The sequence below is a fragment of the Streptomyces sp. NBC_01116 genome, from assembly GCF_041435495.1.
Taxonomy (GTDB): Bacteria; Actinomycetota; Actinomycetes; order Streptomycetales; family Streptomycetaceae; genus Streptomyces.
Genome location: NZ_CP108644.1, coordinates 1748805 through 1767256, shown reverse-complemented (window position 1 = coordinate 1767256; position 18452 = coordinate 1748805). Strand labels below are relative to the sequence as shown.

Genomic DNA, 18452 nt, shown 5'->3' with positions numbered 1-18452 from the left:
CCGCCCCCGACGCCCGCGGCTCAGCACCGGTCCGGGCAGTCCGCGGTCTCCCGGCAGAGGTTCTCCTCGACCTTCGCCAGCAGCCGGACCAGCTCCGTGCGCTCGGCCGGGTCGAGGCCCGCGAGTGTCTGCTCCTCCAGGCTGCCCCAGGCGTCCCGGACCGCGGTGTGCAGCGCGCAGCTCTCGTCCGTCGCCTCGACCAGCACGGCCCGTCGGTCGGCCGGGTCGGGGCGGCGGCGCACATGCCCGGTCTGCTCCAGTCGCTGGAGCATCTTCGTGACCGTGGACGGGTCCAGGTCCAGGGCCCTGATCAGCTCCGTCTGACGCACCGCGCCCCGGTCCCACAGATGCATCATCAGCAACTCCTGCCCCGGGTAGAGGCCCACGCCCTTGAGCGCCTTGCCCGCGGCGGTCCGGTGCAGCCGGGCCACCCGGGACACGGCGTGGCTGACGGGCCCGCTGAGCGCCGCCATCGGCAGCGCGTCCGTACAGGCGTCTTCCGCGGGGGTGGCGCGGCCGGTGGTCATGGCGGGCTCCTGGGAGGTCCTCGGGGGTGCGGGCGGAGGCTCTCGATGATGCCCGACGGTTTCCCGCAACTTTACCTTGGTCGGCCAATGAATGGGTTACAGTTGCCGCTGTCGCCGATGCTTGGCCGACCACGTACTTTCTTGGGAGCCCTCATGACCACCGCTTTCGACCCGATCGACCTGTCCGGCACCCAGCTGGCCAACCGCATCGCCCTGGCCCCGATGACCCGCAGCCGGGCCGGCGAGGGCGGCACCGCCACCGAGCTCACCGCCACCTACTACGCCCAGCGCGCCTCGGCCGGCCTCGTGATCACCGAGGGCATCCAGCCGTCCGTCGTGGGCCAGGGCTACCCCACCACGCCGGGTCTGCACAGCGCCGAACAGGTCGCCTCCTGGCGCAAGGTCACCGACGCGGTGCACGCCGAGGGCGGCCGGATCTTCGCCCAGATCATGCACGCGGGCCGCATCGGCCACCCGGTCCTGCTGCCGGACGGACTCGTCCCCGTCAGCGCCTCCCCGGTCAGGGCCGAGGGCCAGGTCTACACCCACGTCGGCCCGAAGGACTTCGTCGAGCCGCACGAGCTGACGGACGCCGAGATCCACGCGACCGTCGCCGACTTCGTCGCCGCCTCCCGCAACGCCGTGGACGCCGGCTTCGACGGGGTCGAGCTGCACGGCGCGAACGGCTACCTCATCCAGCAGTTCCTGGCCCCCAACACCAACCTGCGCACCGACGCGTGGGGCGGCTCCGACGAGGCCCGCACCCGCTTCGCCGTCGAGGTCGTCAAGGCCGTCGCCGCCGAGATCGGCCCGGAGCGCACCGCCCTGCGCATCTCGCCCGGCAACCCGTACAACGACATCGACGAGCCCGCGCCGGAGGCCACGTACACCGCGCTGGTGCGGGCGATCGAGCCGCTCGGCATCACCTACCTGCACGTCCTGGAGGCCGTCCCGATCCGGGAGCTGACCCTCGCCCTGCGCAAGGCCTTCTCCGGGACCCTCGTCATCAACGTGCACACCGAGGGCGCCACCGGGCCCGGCGACCACACGGTGATCGACGACGGCATCGCCGACCTGATCTCCTACGGATCGCTCTTCCTCGCCAACCCGGACCTCCCCGCCCGGCTGAAGGCGGGCGGCCCGTTCAACGCCCCCGACCCGTCCACCTTCTTCGGCGGCGACGCCAAGGGCTACACCGACTACCCGGCGCTCGACGCCGTCTGACCGTTCTAGCGCGGCCTTCCGTCCCACCGCCACGAGGTGCGGCGCGGGTGGTCCGGCAGCTCGGCGCGACCGGTGGCCCACAGCAGGACGGCCCACCGGTCGCCGCCCGCCGGGGCGTCCGGGAAGAGCCGGGCCAGCACCCGGTCGCAGAGCGCCGGGGACGGCGACCAGGCCAGTCCCAGGCCCTCGGCGAGGTCATGCGTGTGCACCAGGGTCTCCACCACGCCCATCGCGGCGAAGCCCTCCGGGTCGGAGATTCCGTACCCGTGGTACGAGCGCACCTCGCGCGGCGTCGTCCGCACCATCGAGGCCAGCAGCGCCCCGCTCGCCTCCAGCGTGGCCAGCAGCCCGGCGGGACCGGCGTCACGGTCGGCGAACACCGCGTTGTGGGGCCCGCCCTGCCGCTCGGGCGCCCACCGGTAGGGCACCTCGCGGTCCAGCGGAGGCGTGCGGGGTCCCAACTGCACGGCGTACGCGAACAGATCGTCGCTCAGGTGCTCCACCGTCTCCCAGCAGGTCCAGTCGAGGCTCCCCGCGGGCGCGTCCCAGCGGTCCGCCGGGGCTCCGGCCAGCACGTCCACCGCGAGCCGCACCGCCGCGGTCACATCGTCGGCGGTCACCGGCAGCCGGGTCCCGGTGAGCGCCGCCCGCTCGGCGGCGGAGCACTCCACACAGAACTCGTTGCCCTCGGGATCGGCGAGCGTCGCCCAGCCGCGTCCGTTCGGCCTGCGGTGGTCGCCCACCAGGGTCGCGCCGAGCGCGAGCAGCCGCTCCACCTCCTCGTCCCGGGAGCGGTCCTGCGGCTGGATGTCCAGATGGACGCGGTTCTTGGTCTGTTTCCGCTCGTCCACCTGGACGAAGAGGACCGCCGCGCCGGGGGCCTCGACCAGCGCCTCCGGATCGCCGGGGGCGTCCTCGTCGGAGAGCGGCGCGCCGAGCACCTGGGCCCAGAAGCCGCCGAGCGCGTAGGCGTCGGCGCAGTCGATCGTGATGTGGCGTACATGGGAAGTCATGGCGCACACCCTCGCCGCTGACCCGCTCCCGGTCCAACGAGTTACGCGCAGGGGCCGGGACGGCGTACCGTCCCGGCCCCGTTCCGCCCGTGGGTACCGCTACTTCACCGGGGTGAAGTCCCGCGCCCCGATGAACTCGGGGCGGCGGATCGGAGCCGCGAAGGGCTCCTGCGCCGCGTTCTCCACGCTGTTGAAGACGATGAAGACGTTGCTGCGCGCGTACGGGGTGATGTTGTCGCCCGAGCCGTGCATGGCGTTGCAGTCGAACCAGGTCGCCGAACCGGCCTTGCCCGTGAAGAGCCTGATGCCGTGGCGGTCGGCCATCTTCGTCAGCGCCTCGTCGGACGGGGTGCCGGCGTCCTGCATCTGGAGCGACTTCTTGTAGTTGTCCTTCGGCGTCTCGCCCGCGCAGCCGAGGAACGTCTTGTGCGAGCCGGGCATGATCATCAGCCCGCCGTTGGTGTCGAAGTTCTCGGTCAGCGCGATCGACACGGACACCGTCCGCATGTTCGGCAGACCGTCCTCCGCGTGCCAGGTCTCGAAGTCCGAGTGCCAGTAGAAGCCCGTGGCCCCGAAGCCCGGCTTCACGTTGATCCGGGACTGGTGGACGTACACGTCCGAGCCGAGGATCTGGCGGGCCCTGCCCACCACCCGCTCGTCGCGGACCAGACCAGCGAAGACCTCGCTGATCCGGTGGACCTCGAAGACGGACCGTACGTTCTGCGACTGCTTCTCGACGATCGAGCGCTCGTCGGCGCGGACCGCCGGGTCGGAGATCAGCCGGTTCAGCTCCGCCTGGTAGACGGCGACCTCGTCCGGGGTGATGAGCTGGTCGACGGTGAGGAAGCCGTCGTGCTCGTACCCCTGGAGGTCCTTTGCGGCGACCGGGCCCGGTGCGCCCGGCGCGGACCAGATGACCGGGTCCTGGCGGGGAGTGGTCATCTCGGCGGCGCCGCGCGAGGGGTACAGATCGGCGCGTACTTCGGTGGTCATGGTGGTTCAGGCCTCCTCGGTCAGCAGTGGGTAGACACCGTTCTCATCATGGTCCTCCCGTCCGGTGACGGGGGGATTGAAGACACACACGCAGCGGAAGTCGGTCTTGGGCCGCATGGTGTGCCGCTCATGCCCGTCCAGCAGATACATGGTGCCGGGAGTGATCCAGTGCGTCTCGCCGGTCTCGTCGTTGGTGAGCTCGGCCTCGCCCTCGGTGCAGAGCACCGCCTCGATGTGGTTCGCGTACCACATCGAGGTCTCCGTGCCCGCGTAGAGCACGGTCTCGTGGAGCGAGAAGCCCACCTTCTCCTTGGCGAGCACGATGCGCTTGCTCTCCCAGGTGCCGGACGCTGCCTTCACATGCCGGTCGGTGTTCTCGATGTCACTGAACGATCGGACGATCACGGTGAGCGGTTGCCTTTCTCTCTGGAACCGCGTCCCGGGCCTCGCGGCCCGGGACGCTCTTCTCCGCCTGCCCCGGCAGTGCCGGGTCAGGCCGTTTCGCGGACGCAGCGGGCCAGCGTGCGCAGGCCCTCGTCCAGCTCTTCGGGGGTGATGGTCAGCGACGGCAGCAGCTTGACGACCTCGCTCTGCGGGCCCGAGGTCTCCAGCAGGAGCCCCAGCTCGAAGGCGCGGGCGCAGACCGCCGAGGCCCGCGCGGGGTCCTCGAACTCCATGCCCCACACCAGGCCCCGGCCGCGGAACTGCGCGGTCGGCTCCTCGGCGCAGATGGCCAGCAGCGTCTGCTCGACCTGCTCGCCGCGGGCCAGGGTCTGCTTCTCCATCTGGCCGTCGGCCCAGTAGGCGTCCAGCACGGCGGCGGCCGTGACGAAGGCCGGGTTGTTGCCGCGGAAGGTGCCGTTGTGCTCGCCCGGCTCCCAGATGTCCAGCTCCGGCTTGAACAGGCAGAGCGACATCGGCATGCCGTAGCCGCTGATGGACTTGGAGAGCGTGACGATGTCCGGGACGATGCCGGCTTCCTCGAAGGAGAAGAAGCCGCCGGTACGGCCGCAGCCCATCTGGATGTCGTCGACGATCAGCAGCATGTCCTGGCGGTGGCACAGGTCCTGGAGCGCGCGCAGCCACTCGGCGCGGGCGACGTTGATGCCGCCCTCGCCCTGGACCGTCTCCACGATCACCGCGGCGGGCTTGTTGAGGCCGGAGCCCTGGTCCTCCAGCAGTCGCTCGAACCAGAGGAAGTCGGGGACCGTGCCGTCGAAGTAGTTGTCGAACGGCATCGGGGTGCCGTGCACCAGCGGGATGCCGGCCCCGGCCCGCTTGAACGCGTTGCCGGTCACGGCGAGCGAGCCCAGCGACATGCCGTGGAAGGCGTTGGTGAACGAGACGACGGACTCGCGGCCCTTGACCTTACGGGCCAGCTTCAGCGCCGCCTCGACGGCGTTGGTGCCGGTCGGGCCGGGGAACATCACCTTGTACGGCAGGTCGCGCGGTCGCAGGATCACGTTCTGGAACGTCTCCAGGAACGCGCGCTTGGCGGTGGTCGCCATGTCCAGGCCGTGGGTGATGCCGTCGCGCTCGATGTAGTCGATCAGCGCTCGTTTCAGCACCGGGTTGTTGTGGCCGTAGTTGAGCGAGCCGGCCCCGGCGAAGAAGTCCAGGTAGGAGTGGCCGTCCTCGTCGGTCAGCCGGGCGCCCTGCGCGCGGTCGAAGACGGCGGGCCAGCCGCGGCAGTAGCTCCGTACCTCGGACTCCAGGGTCTCGAAGACGCTCAGGGCGGGCGGGGTGATGGTCACAGCGGATCTCCTGCGTGAGGGGGGTGTGACGGGCAGTGGTCTGGTGCTCCCGGCCGCACCGGTGCGGCCGGGACCGCGCCGAGTGGTCGAACGGCGCGAAAAGTCGGTGGGTCCGGGCGTACGGGTCGGGTACGCCGGAGTGCGGTGGCCGGGGCGGCTCAGCTTGCGAACGGCCCTATCCGGTAGAGCACCTCGGGCAGGTGCGTCTCCTCGGGGAACAGCGCGCCGTCGAAGAGCACTTCCTTCTCCAGCGCGATGTCGTGGCGCTGGGCGTAGGACGTGAACAGCCGCTCGGAGGCGGTGTTGTCCGGCGTGATCGTCGTCTCCACGGACGACAGGCCCTGGTCGGCGGCGACCCGGGCGGTCAGCGCGTCCAGCAGAGTGGCGGCCAGCCCCTTGCCGCGGTGGGCCCGGTCGACGGCCACCTGCCAGACGACGAGGGTCTGGGGGCGGTCGGGCCGGAGGTAGCCCGTCACGAAGGCGATGGGCACGCCGTTCTCGCCACGGGCGACTGCGGAGGTCGCGGCGAAGTCACGGCACCACAGCAGGTAGCTGTACGAGGAGTTCAGGTCCAGGACCTTGGAGTCGCGGGCTATGCGCCAGATCGCGGCTCCGTCCTCCAGTCGTGGCGCATCGATGCTGAGGAATTCGCTTCGGGCACGGGCAAAATCTGCTGGTGCGGCGGTCATGCGAATTGAATTTACCCAGCAAATTCCGAAATTGCATCGACGTAGAGGGTTGGGTGAAGGGCCTTCATGTGCTATCAGGCGTGCGCGAAGCCCCCCTCGATTCGGACATAATTTCATGCACTTTGTCCTGAATTAATCGGGCATAATGCCGCCCCTGTGGAGTCGGTCACAGGGTTGTAACTCTCGTGAGATGTGTCCGAATCATGAAGTTCGAGGCCGGAAAAAACTGGCCCGTTTAGGTGACGGAAAAGCGGGCAGAAGAATGTGGGAAGCTGCTTTTAATAAAGCAGCTTCCCACATTAGGAATATCAGAGGCTCGGCCAGGTTTCCGAAACAGCCCTACGGGCAGCCTCGATATCGACCGGCAGGCCGGCGTCGGCCAGCACCGCACCCAGAGCCGCGAGCGAGGACAGCACCGCGCCCCGCGTCGCGTCCGCCCCGTAATGGTTGACCCGGACCATCTCCTTGGACAGCGCCCCGCCGCCCGCGACGAGCGGCAGCGCGGGGTCCGCCGCCAGCGCCCCCGCGACCAGCACGGCCGCGTCCGTCCCCGCCGGGGCGCGCAGCGTCGTCGCCACCGGGGCGGCGTCCCGCGCCTCGTGGACGTACGGCTCCAGCCCGCCGCCCAGGGCCACCGCTCCGGCCCGGGTCGCCGCCGCGGCCGAGGCGTGGCGGGCCATCACCGTGTCCAGGCCCTCCTCCTCGATCCGCGCCACGCAGGCCTCCAGTCCCAGCATCTCCAGCTGCGCCGGGGCATGCGGCAGCGCCCGGCGGCCGGCGTCGATCCAGCGCTCCTTCCAGTCCAGGAGGGAGAGGTAGGAGCGGCGCGGGGCGGCCGGGTTGGCGGCGATCCGCTCCCAGGCCCGCTCGCTCACCGACACCGCCGACACCCCGGCGGGCCCGCCCATGGCCTTCTGCGCGCCGATCACGCACAGGTCGACGCCCCAGGCGTCCGGCAGCAGCGGCTCGGCGCCCACCGAGGCGACCGCGTCCAGCATGAACAGCGCGCCGTGCGCCCGGACCACCTCGCCGATCTCCGCGACGGGGTTGGTGTTGCCGGTCGCCGCCTCGGCGTGCACCAGCGAGACGAAGTCGATCTCCGGGTGCTCGGCGAGCGCCTCGGCGACCTGGCCGGCGGTGACCGCGGCGTGGAAGGGCACCGTGAGGTCGACGACCTCCGCTCCGCAGTCCCGCAGCCAGTTGCCGAAGGTCTGCCCGTACGGTCCGGTGACCACGTTCAGGGCGGTCGAGCCGGGCCGCGCGCCGCCGCGGATGCAGCCCTCCAGCGGCAGCAGCGCCTCGCCCTGGGTGATGACGACGTCCTGCTCCGTGGCGAGGAGCCGGGCCACGCGCCGCTCGATCGCCGCGAAGCGGTCGGCGGTCAGCGGGGGGAGATCGAGGAAGGGGTGCGTCACGGCGGTGCTCTCTTCGGGTTCGTTCGACGGTCGGAATCGCACTGGCAGCCTACCGACGGCCTCGTACAGTGCCGCGTATGAGTGATCAGGAGGAGCAGCGGGTGCTGCGGGTGAGGGGCCGGGTGCTCGTCGGCCCGGACGAGGTGCGGGACGAGCTGTGGGCCGTGGGCGGGCGGATCACCTACGAGCGGCCGCCCGGCGCCGGCGACGCGGTGACGGTCACCGGCTGGGCGCTGCCCGGGCTGGTCGACGCGCACTGCCATGTGGGTCTGGACCGCCACGGCCCGGTCGACGCGGCGACCGCCGAGAAGCAGGCGCTCACCGACCGGGAGGCCGGGACCCTGCTGATCCGGGACGCGGGATCGCCCTCCGACACCCGGTGGATCGACGACCGCGAGGACCTGCCGAAGATCATCAGGGCCGGCCGTCACATCGCCAGGACCCGCCGCTACATCCGCAACTACGCCCATGAGATCGAGCCCGGCGACCTCGTCGCGTACGTGGCCCGGGAGGCCCGGCGCGGGGACGGCTGGGTCAAGCTGGTGGGGGACTGGATCGACCGCGACGCCGGGGACCTGACCGCCTGCTGGCCGCGCGGCGAGGTCGAGGCGGCCATCGCCGAGGCGCACCGGCTCGGCGCCCGCGTCACCGCGCACTGCTTCGCCGAGGAGTCGCTCACCGACCTGGTGGAGGCGGGCATCGACTGCGTCGAGCACGCCACCGGCCTCACCGAGGACACCATCCCGCTCTTCGCCGAACGGGGCGTCGCGATCGTCCCGACGCTGGTCAACATCGCCACCTTCCCCGACCTCGCGGCGGGCGGCGAGGCCAAGTTCCCGCGCTGGTCGGCCCATATGCGGCAGCTGTACGACCGCCGCTACGACACCGTGCGCGCCGCGTACGACGCCGGGATCCCCGTCTACGTCGGCACCGACGCGGGCGGCTCCCTGGCGCACGGACTGGTCGCGGGCGAGGTCGCCGAGCTGGTCAAGGCGGGCATCCCGCCCCTGGAGGCGCTCTCCGCCACCGCGTGGGGAGCCAGGCGCTGGCTGGGACGGCCCGTGCTGGAGGAGGGCGCTCCGGCGGACCTGGTCGTGTACGACGAGGACCCGCGCGCGGACGTCCGGGTGCTGGCGGCCCCCCGGCACGTCGTGCTGAACGGACGGGTGATCGGATGAGTCGTCCCCGGGTCGTCCCTGGGCCGTTTCTCTGCCGTCCCTGAGCCCTCGCTGGGTTGACGGGCAGTGACGGATCTTGCCCCCGGATCGTTGAAGCACCTCTGCGCACGCTCCGGCGCGAGCGCACTCCGTACGGCCCGCGCCGGGTGAAACGAGTGACACCGGCGAACGCGCGTGCCGAAAGATTCGAATATGCGCGCGGAAACCCCCCTTTGGGGTGAACTCACGCCAGGTGTCCGCCAGTTCACCCTCAGTGCGTAAAGATTCACGGAGTCGAGGCCACCGGCACAGGCGATGTCCCCCATTGGACTGTGCCGGTGGCTCCATGTCTCTTGTGGGGGTTCCACCATCTTGAACAGCAACACCTTCCGTCTCGCCGCCCTGGCGGTCGCCGCCGGCCCCGTCGCCCTGCTTGCCGCCGTCCCCGCGCACGCAGCCCCGGCGACGCCCACCACCGGCGGTGAGGGCAGGGCGAGCGCGGTCGTGCTCCGTACCGGGCTCGACGTCTCGCTCCTCAACAAGTCCGTCCAGGTGCCCCTCAAGGTCACGCTCAACGAGGTGCAGGCCCCGGCCAGCGCCAAGAAGACCGCGCTCAGCGTGAACGTGGACGGGGTGGAGGGCGGAGCCCCGGTCAGCGTCCTGCGCGCCGACGTGGCCACCGCGAACGCCACGGCGGACGAGCACCGGGCCGAGGGCTACACCAACCTGGCGAAGGCCAGCATCCATGTGCCCGGACTGCCGGTGCTCTCGCTCATCGAGGTCGAGAAGGTCACCTCCAAGGCGGTCTGCGAGACCGGCAGGAAGCCCGTCGCCGAATCGAACGTGCTCGGCCATGTCGCGGTGCTCGGCAAGAAGGTGACGCTCTCCGCCGGCGGACCGACCCGGGTGGCGGTGCCGGGCGTCGGCGAGGTCTCCCTCGACCTGTCCAAGACGGTCACCACCGAGCGCACGGCGGCCGCGACGGCGCTCCAGCTCAAGGTGTCGGTCAACCCGCTGAATCTCAACGTCGCCGAGGTGGAGGGCGAGGTCACCCTCGCCGAGGCGACCTGCGAGACCCCGAAGGGGCCGAAGACCCCCGAGGAGCCGGGCTCCACGAACGGCGGCTCCACGGGCGGTGACAGCGGCGGCGGTTCCACGGGCGGCGACAGCGGCACGAGCGGCGGCGACGTGAAGACGCAGACCGGCTCCGACACCGGCACCGCCCCCACCGGGGCCAACCTCGCCGAGACCGGCGGCAGCTCCGCCACCCCGTACATCGCGGGCGGAGCGGCCCTGCTGCTGGCCGTCGGCGCGGGCGCGACGGTGCTGACGCGCCGACGCGCCGGCAGCCAGGGCTGATACGCGCCGGGGGCGGCGTCCGCCGTACGGACACCGCCCCCGGCAAGCCCGGCCCGGAAGGGACCTCTCAGCGCCCGGAGCCCACGGGCAGCGCCTGCACGGCCTGGTCCAGGGCCTGGAGGAAACGGTTGGTCGTGGCCCGGTCGCGGACCGCGAGCCGCAGCCACTGCGGTCCCAGACCCGGGAAGGTGTCACCGCGCCGGGCGGCGAAGCCCAGCAGCCGCAGCCGCTCCCGGACCTCCGCCGCCCGCTCCAGACGCACCAGGACGAACGGCCCACGGGCCGCCTCCACCACCTCCACCTCGCTGAACTCGGCCAGCCCGGCGAGCAGATGGGCCCGGTCCACCGTGATCCGGTCCGCCGCCTCGGCCGCCTCCACCAGCGCCCGCGGCTCCATGCACGCCTGGGCCGCCGCCAGCGCCGGGGACGACACCGGCCACAGCGGCTGCGCCTCGGAGAGCAGCGCCACGGTCTCCGGAGCGGCCAGGACGTAACCGATCCGCAGCCCGGCGAGCCCCCACGTCTTGGTGAGGCTGCGCAGCACCACGAGCCCCGGGATGTCCGTCCGGTCGCACAGCGCCTCACGCTCGCCCGGCACGACGTCCATGAACGCCTCGTCGACCACCAGCGTCCGCCCCGGCCGCGCCAACCGCTCCAGCAGCGCCGCCGGGTGCAGCACGGACGTCGGGTTCGTCGGATTGCCGATCACCACGAGGTCGGCCTCCTCGGGCACCCCCTCCGGATCGAGCCGGAAGCCGTCCTCGGCGCGCAGCAGCACCCGCCCCACCCCGTGCCCGGCCGCCCGCAGCGCCGCCTCCGGTTCCGTGAACTGAGGATGCACCACGACCGGACGACGGGCCGGAAGAGCACGGGCGATCAGGACGAACGCCTCGGCCGCGCCCGCCGTCAGCAGCACCCGCTCCACCGGCAGCCCGTGCCGGCCGGCGACCGCCGCGCGGGCCGAGGACCCGTCCGGGTAGGCGGCCAGCGAGGTGAGCGACGCGGCTATCCGCTCGCGCAGCCACTCCGGGGGAGTGTGGGTACGGACGTTCACCGCGAGATCGGTCAGATTCTCGCCGCGCACCTCCGCGTCTCCGTGGTGGCGCAGGTCGGGCCCTGCGCTCTCGATGTTCCGCGTGGGGGGTTTCATGGCAGCCATGGTGAACGGGCGGGAGCCCGCAGTCACCGGTGAGGTGGAAGTTTTCCTCCCGGAAACCTCGAAAGTCCCGGCCCCGGCCGGAAACCGGCGGGCCACCGCACAGGTCGCCATCCCTCTGCCGGCGGCCTTCGCGCCCGGGGCGCGGGTCTTCGGCACCACCAGTTCGTCCGCCTCGATCAGCGCCGCGGCCTCCGCGACCGACGGGGTCCCCACCGCGGCGCCCACCGCGCCCGAGGGGTGCGGCACGCGCACCGCGGCCAGCGCCCCGGCCGGATGCGTCCGCAGCGGCACCCCGAGCCGGGCCGCCGCGCCCACGATCCCCGGCTCGTCGCCCCTGGCGTCGACCGTCGCCACCTCCAGCACGTCCGCCGCGTCCAGCCCCGCCCCGCTCAACACCGCCTCGATCAGGGCGAACACCACGTCATCGGGGGCGCCCCGGCGCGCGCCGACCCCCACCACCAGACTGCGGGACCCGGACACAGGTCCGGTGTCGACGGATGCTCCGGTCATCGGCGGAGTCCTGCCTTTCAGGTCATATGTCTCGGTGGCGCTGGGGAGGCGGCGGGGCCGTTCCGTATACGGAAGCGGGTGGCGGGAAGGGCGCGGCGGACGCCGCCGGTAAGGACACCCTGAGATGCGGGGAGAGGGCCCGATCGACTAGCAAGGCCCCATGGCGGTGTTCGTCGCGCTCGGCGCGTTCCTGATGACTCTGGCCGGCGGCTGGGTCGCACAACGCGTCACCGACCGCCGTCACCTGGTGCTCGGCCTCGCGGGCGGGCTGATGCTCGGCGTGGTCGGACTCGACCTCCTGCCGGAGGCGATCGAGGCCGCGGGCACCCCTGTGTTCGGGGTCCCCGCCGCCCTGCTGCTGTTCGTCGGCGGCTTCCTGGCGGCCCATCTGGTCGAGCGGCTGCTCGCGGGACGCCAGGTGGCACACGGGGCGAGCGGCGGACGCGTCCCGCAGGTGGGTCTGACGGCGGCCGCCGCGATGGTCGTCCACAGTCTGATGGACGGCATCGCGCTGGGCGCCGCCTTCCAGGTCAGCGGCTCCATGGGCATGGCCGTCGCGCTGGCGGTGATCAGTCATGACTTCGCCGACGGATTCAACACGTACACCCTCACCAGTCTTTACGGGAACGCCCGCCGCAAGGCGCTCCTGATGCTGTTCGCGGCTGCCGCGGCACCGGTCGTGGGCGCCGCGACGACGCTGCTGTTCACCCTTCCGGAGGAACTGCTCGGCGGCTATCTCGGCTTCTTCGGCGGAGCGCTGCTCTACCTGGCCGCTGCGGAGATCCTTCCCGAGGCGCACCACACCCATCCCGCCCGCTCCACCCTTCTCTGCACCATCGGGGGCGTGGGCTTCATCTGGCTGGTTGTCGGCATCGCGGAGTGAGCCACGCGTACGCCCGAGCGCCCCGTCACGCCGGACGCGCCCCCCGGACGGTGGGTTCACCGCGCCCGGCAGTGCTCGACGAACCGGCGGGCCACTCCGGGCGAAGCGGCCCAGTGGGTGTGCAGATAGCTCGCGTGAACGCCCCGCTGGACGTACCCCTCGACCCGCCGCTCCGGCTGGTGCATGCCCCAGGCGGGCGTGGTCCCCGCCCCCGGTTCCAGCACCGTGCGGTGGAACTCATGACCGCGCATCCGGGTCCCCGCCACCGCCAGCGCGCTGTCCGACACGGCCACCGCCTGCCGGTACCCGAGCGTGAGGCGCTCGGACATCCGGGCCTCGGCGTCCAGCACTCCGCACATGGGCTTCCCGTCCAGCTCCCGCGCCAGATACAGCAGCCCCGCGCACTCGGCCGCCACCGGGGCGCCGCTCAGGGCCAGATCCGTGACCGCCCGCCGCAACGGCTCGTTGGCGGAGAGCTCGGGGGCGTACATCTCCGGGAACCCGCCGCCGATCACGAGCCCCGCCGTGCCCACCGGCAGCTTCTCGTCCCGCAGCGGGTCGAAGACCACGACCTCCGCACCGGCCGCCGTCAGCAGCTCGGCGTGCTCCGCGTACGCGAAGGTGAACGCCGCCCCGCCGGCCACGGCCACGACGGGCCGGGGGCCTTCCACAGGGGCGTACGCAGGCGCCCACGGCTCGTCCGGCAGCGCCGGCGCGGTCCGGGCCAGCGCCATCAGCGCGTCCAGGTCGCACCCGGCGCGCACCCGCTCGCCCATCGCCGCCACGGCGTCCACCGCTTCGGAGCCCCGCTCGGCCACCGGGACCAGCCCCAGGTGGCGCGAGGGCGTCGCCACCTGCGGAGCCCGCCGCAGCACCCCCAGGACCGGCAGCCCCGACTCGTCCAACGCGTCCCGCAGCAGCGCCTCGTGCCGGTCGGAGGCCACCTTGTTCAGGATCACCCCGCCGATCCGGACCTCGGGGTCCCAGGAGGCGAACCCGTGCACCAGGGCCGCCACCGAACGGGACTGCGAGGAGGCGTCCACCACCAGCACCACGGGGGCGCGCAACAGCTTCGCCACCTGCGCGGTGGACGCCAGCTCCCCCTGGCCCGAGGCGCCGTCGTACAGCCCCATCACACCCTCGACCACGGCGAGGTCGCACCCCGCCGACCCGTGCGCGAACAGCGGGGCGATCAGCTCCGTCCCGCACATGTACGCGTCGAGATTGCGGCCGGGGCGTCCCGTCGCCAGCGAGTGATAGCCCGGATCGATGTAGTCCGGCCCCACCTTGTGCGGCGAGACGGCGAGCCCGCGCGCGGCGAAGGCGGCCATCAGGCCGGTGGCGACGGTGGTCTTGCCGCTGTTGGAGGCCGGAGCGGCGATGACCAGACGGGGCGTACTCACCACTCGATGCCCCTCTGGCCCTTCTGCCCCGCGTCCATCGGGTGCTTGACCTTCGACATGTCGGTCACCAGGTCGGCGGCTTCGATCAGCTTGTCCGGCGCGTTCCGGCCGGTGATCACCACATGCTGGGTGCCGGGCCGGTTCCGCATCACCTCGACGACCTCGTCGGTGTCGATCCAGCCCCAGTGCATCGGATAGGCGAACTCGTCGAGCACGTACAGCTTGTACGTCTCGGCCGCCAGGTCGCGCTTGACCTGCTCCCAGCCCTCACGGGCCTTCTCCTCGTTGTCCAGCTGACCGTCGCGCTGGACCCAGGACCAGCCCTCGCCCATCTTGTGCCAGTCGACGGTGCCGCCCTCGCCGCTCGCTCCGAGGACCTTCAGCGCGTTCTCCTCGCCGACCTTCCACTTCGCGGACTTCACGAACTGGAACACCCCGATCGGCCAGCCCTGGTTCCAGGCCCGCAACGCCAGCCCGAAGGCCGCCGTCGACTTGCCCTTGCCTATGCCCGTGTGGACGAACAGGAGCGGGCGGTTGCGCCGCTGACGGGTGGTGAGCCCGTCGTCCGGCACCGATGTCGGCTGTCCCTGCGGCATTAAGCGGCCCTCCCGGCTGCGGTGACGTCCTTGACGAGCCCGGCGATCGAGTCGGCCCGCAGCTCGTCGAGCGTGACGGCGGTGCCTCCCAGTTCCCGGGCCAACTCCCCGGCGAGACCGAGGCGTACGTACCCCGACTCGCAGTCCACGACGACGGATGCCGTCCCCTCCGAGCGGTGCAGCCGCCCGGCCCGCCCCGCGAGCGCCACCGGCTCCGGCCCGCCGGTCGCCCGGCCGTCCGTGACCACGACGAGCAGCGGTCGCCGCGACGGATCGCGCAGCCGCTCGACCCGCAGCACGTCGTGCGCCTTGAGCAGCCCGGCGGCCAGCGGGGTGCGGCCCCCGGTCGGCAGCGACTCCAGACGGGAGGCCGCCGCGTCCACGGAGGAGGTCGGCGGCAGTGCCACCTCGGCGTCCTTGCCCCGGAAGGTGACCAGGCCGACCTTGTCCCGCCGCTGGTAGGCGTCGAGCAGCAGCGACAGCACGGCCCCCTTGACCGCGCTCATCCGCTGCCGGGCCGCCATCGAGCCCGACGCGTCCACGACGAACAGCACGAGGTTGCCCTCACGCCCCTCCCGGGTCGCCTGCCGCAGATCGTCCCGGCGCACCACGAGCCCGCGCCCGGAGCGCCCGCGCGCCCGCTGGTGCGGGGCGGCGGCCTGCACGGTCGCGGCCAGGTGCAGCTTGGTCAGCGACCCCCGCGGGCGGCGGGCGCCGGTGGTGCGCCCGTGCTCGGTACGGGCCCGGGAGCGCCGCCCCGCGGCGCCCTCGCCGAGCCCCGGCACGCTGAGCATCTTCGTCCGGAACGGCTCGGCGGACGCCACGGGCTGCTGCTCGGCCCCGGTGGACCGGCCGGGCGCGTCGGGAGTGCCTCCAGGGGCCTGCGACGGCGTGTCGCCACCGCTGTCGCCCTCGCCCTGCGGCTGGGTACGGTCGCCGTCGGCCTGGGGCGGTACGCCGCCACCGCCACCACCGCCGTCATCGTTCCCGCCCCCGTCGGGATCGGGATCGGGCTGGTCGTCGCCGTCGTCGTCCGCCTGCGGACCTGCCTCGTCCAGGGTCTGGTCGAGCTTGTCCTCGTCCAGGCCGGGCGCGTCGAACGGGTTGCGGCGACGCCGGTGGGGGAGCGCGAGCAGAGCGGCCTGCCGCACATCGTCGGCGGTGACCTCCTCCCGGCCCGCCCAGGCGGCCAGCGCGGTCGCGGTACGGGCCATCACGATGTCGGCCCGCATCCCGTCGACCTCGAACGCGGCGCAGGTCGCGGCGATCTGCCGCAACACGCCGTCACCGAGCACGACCCGGGTCAGCAGGGCGCGCGCGGCGGCGATCCGCTCCCGCAGCGCCTCCTCCTCTTCGGCCCAACGGCCGGCGAAGCCCTCGGGATCGTCGTCGTACGCGAGCCTGCGCCGCACGACCTCGACCCGCTCGTCGGTGTCCCGGGAGGCGGCCACCTCGACGGTCAGCCCGAACCGGTCCAGCAACTGCGGCCGCAGCTCGCCCTCTTCCGGGTTCATCGTCCCGACCAGCAGGAACCGTGCCGCATGCCGTACGGAGACGCCCTCGCGCTCGACGTACGAGGCGCCCATGGCCGCCGCGTCCAGCAGCAGGTCCACCAGGTGGTCGTGGAGCAGGTTGACCTCGTCGACGTACAGGATGCCGCGGTGCGCGTCGGCCAGCAGCCCCGGCTCGAACGCCTTCACGCCCTCCGACAGCGCGCGCTCGATGTCCAGCGCTCCCACGAGCCGGTCCTCGGACGCGCCGACGGGCAGCTCCACGGTCCGCGCGGGCCGCGACACACCGGCGGCCTCCGCGTGCGGCCCGTCGGGACACGCCGGATCGGGCGAGACGGGATCACAGGAGAACCGGCACCCCGGCACGACGGGCACCTCCGGCACGAGCGCGGCGAGCGCCCGCACGGCGGTGGACTTGGCGGTCCCCTTCTCGCCCCGCACGAGCACCCCGCCGACGGCCGGACTGACCGCGTTCAGCAACAGCCCGAGCCGCAGGTCGTCCTGCCCGACGATCGCGGTGAAGGGATACGGCGTACTCACAAGGCCTCCTCATGGATGTCAACATCAGTAGTGCCGGACCCGTGGGGCCTCGGGGCTTCTCCTCGCTTCTCCGGCGGAGCCGTTTCAAGCCCCTCCGGCGATGGAGGAGCGGGGTCCGGGGCAGCGCCCCGGCTCTCCGGAGCACCCGCACCCGCACCCGACGGTGGCGCCCCCGGCGGCACGAACGGCAACCCGGGAGGCGCCCCGCCTTCGATCAACCGCCACAACGCGTCCGTGTCCGCGTGCTCCTCCACCAGATCCCCGAGCCGGTCCAGCTGCTCCTCCCGCAACACCCCGAAACTCGTGTCCGGCGCCGGCACGAACCGCCGCCCGGCGGCCCGGGCCACCTCCACCAGGAACCGCCGCCGGAACGCGTCGCTCTCCAGCGACCCGTGCCAGTGCGTCCCCCACACGGTCCCCACCCGGCACCCGTCGAGGAACGGCTCCCCGCCCCGCACATCGGCCACCCCGTGGTGGATCTCGTACCCCTCCACCGGCTCGCCCAGCGCCGAACCCACCGGCCGCGCCAGCGTCTTGTCCCGGTCGAAGCGGATGCGCACCGGCAGCAGGCCGAGCCCGTCCACGACCCCCGCCCGCGACTCCACCTCGTCCTCGATCCGCTCACCGAGCACCTGGAACCCGCCGCAGATCCCCAGCACCGGCCGGCCCTCCGCCGCCCGCCGCGCCAGCGCGTCCGCGAGGCCCCGCTCGCGCAGCCAGGCCAGCGCCTTCACCGTGCCGCGCGTCCCGGGCACGATCACCAGGTCCGCGTCGGCCAGCTCCTCAGCCCGGTCCACGAACCGCACGACGACGCCCGGTTCGGCGGCCAGCGCGTCCACGTCCGTGAAGTTCGACATCAGCGGCACCGCGCAGACCGCCACCCGCAGCACGTCCTCGCCGTGCGGGGGAGCCACGACCGACTCCCGCACCGCACCCCGCAGGGACACCCGCAGGCCGTCCTCCTCGTCGATGCCGAGCCCGTGGGCGTACGGCAGAACTCCGTACGTCCGCCGCCCGGTCAGCTCGAACAGCATGTCCAGGCCCGGCTCCAGCAGCGAGACGTCGCCCCGGAACTTGTTCACCAGATAGCCCGCGACGAGCGACTGGTCCTCCGCGCCCAGCAGCGCCGTCGTCCCGAAGAAGGAAGCGAAGACCCCGCCCCGGTCGATGTCCCCGACCACCAGGACCGGGAACCTCGCGGCCCGCGCGATCCCCATGTTCACGATGTCCGTGCGCCGCAGATTGATCTCGGCCGGGGACCCGGCTCCTTCGCAGATGACCGCGTCGTACGTGGCCCTCAGCTGCTCCAGGCACTCTGTCACCGTCCCGAGCAGCGCCTCCTGACGGCCCCCGTGGTACCCCCGGGCGCTCATCTCGCCGACCGGCTTCCCCATCAGGACCACCTGGCTGGACCGGTCGCTGCCGGGCTTCAGCAGCACCGGGTTCATCAGCGCCGTCGGCTCCACCCGGGCGGCCTGCGCCTGCATCGCCTGGGCCCGCCCGATCTCCGCGCCCTGGCGGGTCACGAAGGAGTTCAGGGACATGTTCTGGGCCTTGAAGGGCGCGACCTTCACGCCCCGCCGCACCAGCCACCGGCAGATGCCCGCCGTGACGACGCTCTTGCCCGCGTCCGATGTGGTCCCCGCGACCAGCAGTCCGCCGCTCATGTCCGCTCCCGTTCCCGTACCGCGTTCCCCGCCGGACCGTTCACCGCGTTCC

At 72.6% G+C, this 18452-nt stretch carries 16 protein-coding genes; 4 read left to right on the top strand and 12 right to left on the bottom strand.

Going from position 1 to position 18452, the window contains the following annotated elements:
* Positions 1 to 20: 20 nt before the first annotated feature.
* Complete coding sequence (locus OG245_RS07635) at positions 21 to 527, bottom strand: MarR family winged helix-turn-helix transcriptional regulator (RefSeq protein ID WP_371622771.1); 507 nt, start codon at positions 525 to 527, stop codon at positions 21 to 23.
* A 153-nt stretch (positions 528 to 680) separates the two neighbouring features.
* Here OG245_RS07635 and OG245_RS07630 point away from each other — a divergent pair, with 153 nt between their 5' ends.
* Positions 681 to 1751 carry an alkene reductase gene (locus OG245_RS07630; RefSeq protein WP_371622770.1) on the top strand — a complete coding sequence of 357 codons (1071 nt, stop codon included), beginning with the start codon at positions 681 to 683 and terminating at the stop codon, positions 1749 to 1751.
* Positions 1752 to 1756: 5 nt separating this feature from the next.
* On the opposite strand, the gene OG245_RS07625 is transcribed toward OG245_RS07630, so the two are convergent.
* The 6 genes from OG245_RS07625 to OG245_RS07600 all read right to left on the bottom strand — a co-directional run bounded on the left by OG245_RS07625 (position 1757) and on the right by OG245_RS07600 (position 7615).
* Positions 1757 to 2764, bottom strand: a complete 1008-nt coding sequence (locus OG245_RS07625) for a VOC family protein (RefSeq protein WP_371622769.1) — start codon at positions 2762 to 2764, stop codon at positions 1757 to 1759.
* A 99-nt stretch (positions 2765 to 2863) separates the two neighbouring features.
* Positions 2864 to 3757, bottom strand: coding sequence for an ectoine hydroxylase (thpD, locus tag OG245_RS07620; RefSeq protein ID WP_329153981.1), 894 nt, complete (start codon positions 3755 to 3757; stop codon positions 2864 to 2866).
* Positions 3758 to 3763: 6 nt separating this feature from the next.
* Positions 3764 to 4162, bottom strand: a complete 399-nt coding sequence (locus OG245_RS07615) for an ectoine synthase (protein WP_007450483.1) — start codon at positions 4160 to 4162, stop codon at positions 3764 to 3766.
* A gap of 86 nt (positions 4163 to 4248) precedes the next feature.
* Positions 4249 to 5511: a diaminobutyrate--2-oxoglutarate transaminase gene (gene ectB / locus OG245_RS07610; RefSeq protein ID WP_097965695.1), complete on the bottom strand. Its 1263-nt coding sequence runs from the start codon at positions 5509 to 5511 to the stop codon at positions 4249 to 4251.
* Positions 5512 to 5669: 158 nt separating this feature from the next.
* The gene (gene ectA / locus OG245_RS07605) at positions 5670 to 6200 is read right to left on the bottom strand and encodes a diaminobutyrate acetyltransferase (RefSeq protein WP_371622768.1); all 531 of its coding nucleotides are present in this window, start codon (positions 6198 to 6200) and stop codon (positions 5670 to 5672) included.
* Between the two features lie 308 nt (positions 6201 to 6508).
* Complete coding sequence (locus tag OG245_RS07600) at positions 6509 to 7615, bottom strand: alanine--glyoxylate aminotransferase family protein (RefSeq protein ID WP_371622767.1); 1107 nt, start codon at positions 7613 to 7615, stop codon at positions 6509 to 6511.
* Positions 7616 to 7692: 77 nt separating this feature from the next.
* Here OG245_RS07600 and OG245_RS07595 point away from each other — a divergent pair, with 77 nt between their 5' ends.
* Both OG245_RS07595 and OG245_RS07590 read left to right on the top strand, forming a co-directional pair.
* Positions 7693 to 8793 (top strand): amidohydrolase family protein, encoded by a 1101-nt coding sequence (locus tag OG245_RS07595; protein WP_371622766.1) that lies wholly within the window; start codon positions 7693 to 7695, stop codon positions 8791 to 8793.
* A 351-nt stretch (positions 8794 to 9144) separates the two neighbouring features.
* Positions 9145 to 10131, top strand: coding sequence for an SCO1860 family LAETG-anchored protein (locus OG245_RS07590; protein ID WP_371622765.1), 987 nt, complete (start codon positions 9145 to 9147; stop codon positions 10129 to 10131).
* 67 nt (positions 10132 to 10198) lie between these two features.
* Here the strand turns inward: OG245_RS07590 and cobC are convergent, their stop codons facing one another.
* Entirely contained in the window at positions 10199 to 11800 is a 1602-nt protein-coding gene (gene cobC / locus OG245_RS07585) for an Rv2231c family pyridoxal phosphate-dependent protein CobC (RefSeq protein WP_371622764.1), read from the bottom strand.
* Between the two features lie 160 nt (positions 11801 to 11960).
* Between cobC and OG245_RS07580 the strand changes: the two genes are divergently transcribed.
* Complete coding sequence (locus OG245_RS07580; protein WP_371622763.1) at positions 11961 to 12683, top strand: ZIP family metal transporter; 723 nt, start codon at positions 11961 to 11963, stop codon at positions 12681 to 12683.
* Between the two features lie 56 nt (positions 12684 to 12739).
* On the opposite strand, the gene OG245_RS07575 is transcribed toward OG245_RS07580, so the two are convergent.
* From OG245_RS07575 to OG245_RS07560, 4 genes are read right to left on the bottom strand one after another with little or no spacing between them, the layout of a single operon-like run.
* Complete coding sequence (locus OG245_RS07575) at positions 12740 to 14089, bottom strand: cobyrinate a,c-diamide synthase (RefSeq protein ID WP_371622762.1); 1350 nt, start codon at positions 14087 to 14089, stop codon at positions 12740 to 12742.
* On the bottom strand, positions 14083 to 14682 hold the full coding sequence (gene cobO, locus OG245_RS07570) for a cob(I)yrinic acid a,c-diamide adenosyltransferase (RefSeq protein ID WP_015607771.1): 600 nt from the start codon (positions 14680 to 14682) through the stop codon (positions 14083 to 14085). Before cobO ends, OG245_RS07575 begins: the two co-directional genes overlap by 7 nt.
* Positions 14682 to 16733: a putative cobaltochelatase gene (locus OG245_RS07565; protein ID WP_371622761.1), complete on the bottom strand. Its 2052-nt coding sequence runs from the start codon at positions 16731 to 16733 to the stop codon at positions 14682 to 14684. The genes cobO and OG245_RS07565 overlap by 1 nt, the downstream gene beginning before the upstream one ends.
* Positions 16730 to 18400: a cobyric acid synthase gene (locus OG245_RS07560; RefSeq protein ID WP_371622760.1), complete on the bottom strand. Its 1671-nt coding sequence runs from the start codon at positions 18398 to 18400 to the stop codon at positions 16730 to 16732. The genes OG245_RS07565 and OG245_RS07560 overlap by 4 nt, the downstream gene beginning before the upstream one ends.
* Positions 18401 to 18452 lie beyond the last annotated feature (52 nt).

What these genes read in the sequence shown, in the direction of transcription:
- OG245_RS07625 (WP_371622769.1), bottom strand. Translation starts at nt 2,764, where the DNA reads ATGACTTCCCATGTACGCCACATCACGATCGACTGCGCCGACGCCTAC.
- OG245_RS07635 (WP_371622771.1), bottom strand. Translation starts at nt 527, where the DNA reads ATGACCACCGGCCGCGCCACCCCCGCGGAAGACGCCTGTACGGACGCG.
- cobC (WP_371622764.1), bottom strand. Translation starts at nt 11,800, where the DNA reads ATGACCGGAGCATCCGTCGACACCGGACCTGTGTCCGGGTCCCGCAGT.
- OG245_RS07560 (WP_371622760.1), bottom strand. Translation starts at nt 18,400, where the DNA reads ATGAGCGGCGGACTGCTGGTCGCGGGGACCACATCGGACGCGGGCAAG.
- cobO (WP_015607771.1), bottom strand. Translation starts at nt 14,682, where the DNA reads ATGCCGCAGGGACAGCCGACATCGGTGCCGGACGACGGGCTCACCACC.
- OG245_RS07580 (WP_371622763.1), top strand. Translation starts at nt 11,961, where the DNA reads ATGGCGGTGTTCGTCGCGCTCGGCGCGTTCCTGATGACTCTGGCCGGC.
- thpD (WP_329153981.1), bottom strand. Translation starts at nt 3,757, where the DNA reads ATGACCACCGAAGTACGCGCCGATCTGTACCCCTCGCGCGGCGCCGCC.
- OG245_RS07595 (WP_371622766.1), top strand. Translation starts at nt 7,693, where the DNA reads ATGAGTGATCAGGAGGAGCAGCGGGTGCTGCGGGTGAGGGGCCGGGTG.
- OG245_RS07630 (WP_371622770.1), top strand. Translation starts at nt 681, where the DNA reads ATGACCACCGCTTTCGACCCGATCGACCTGTCCGGCACCCAGCTGGCC.
- ectA (WP_371622768.1), bottom strand. Translation starts at nt 6,200, where the DNA reads ATGACCGCCGCACCAGCAGATTTTGCCCGTGCCCGAAGCGAATTCCTC.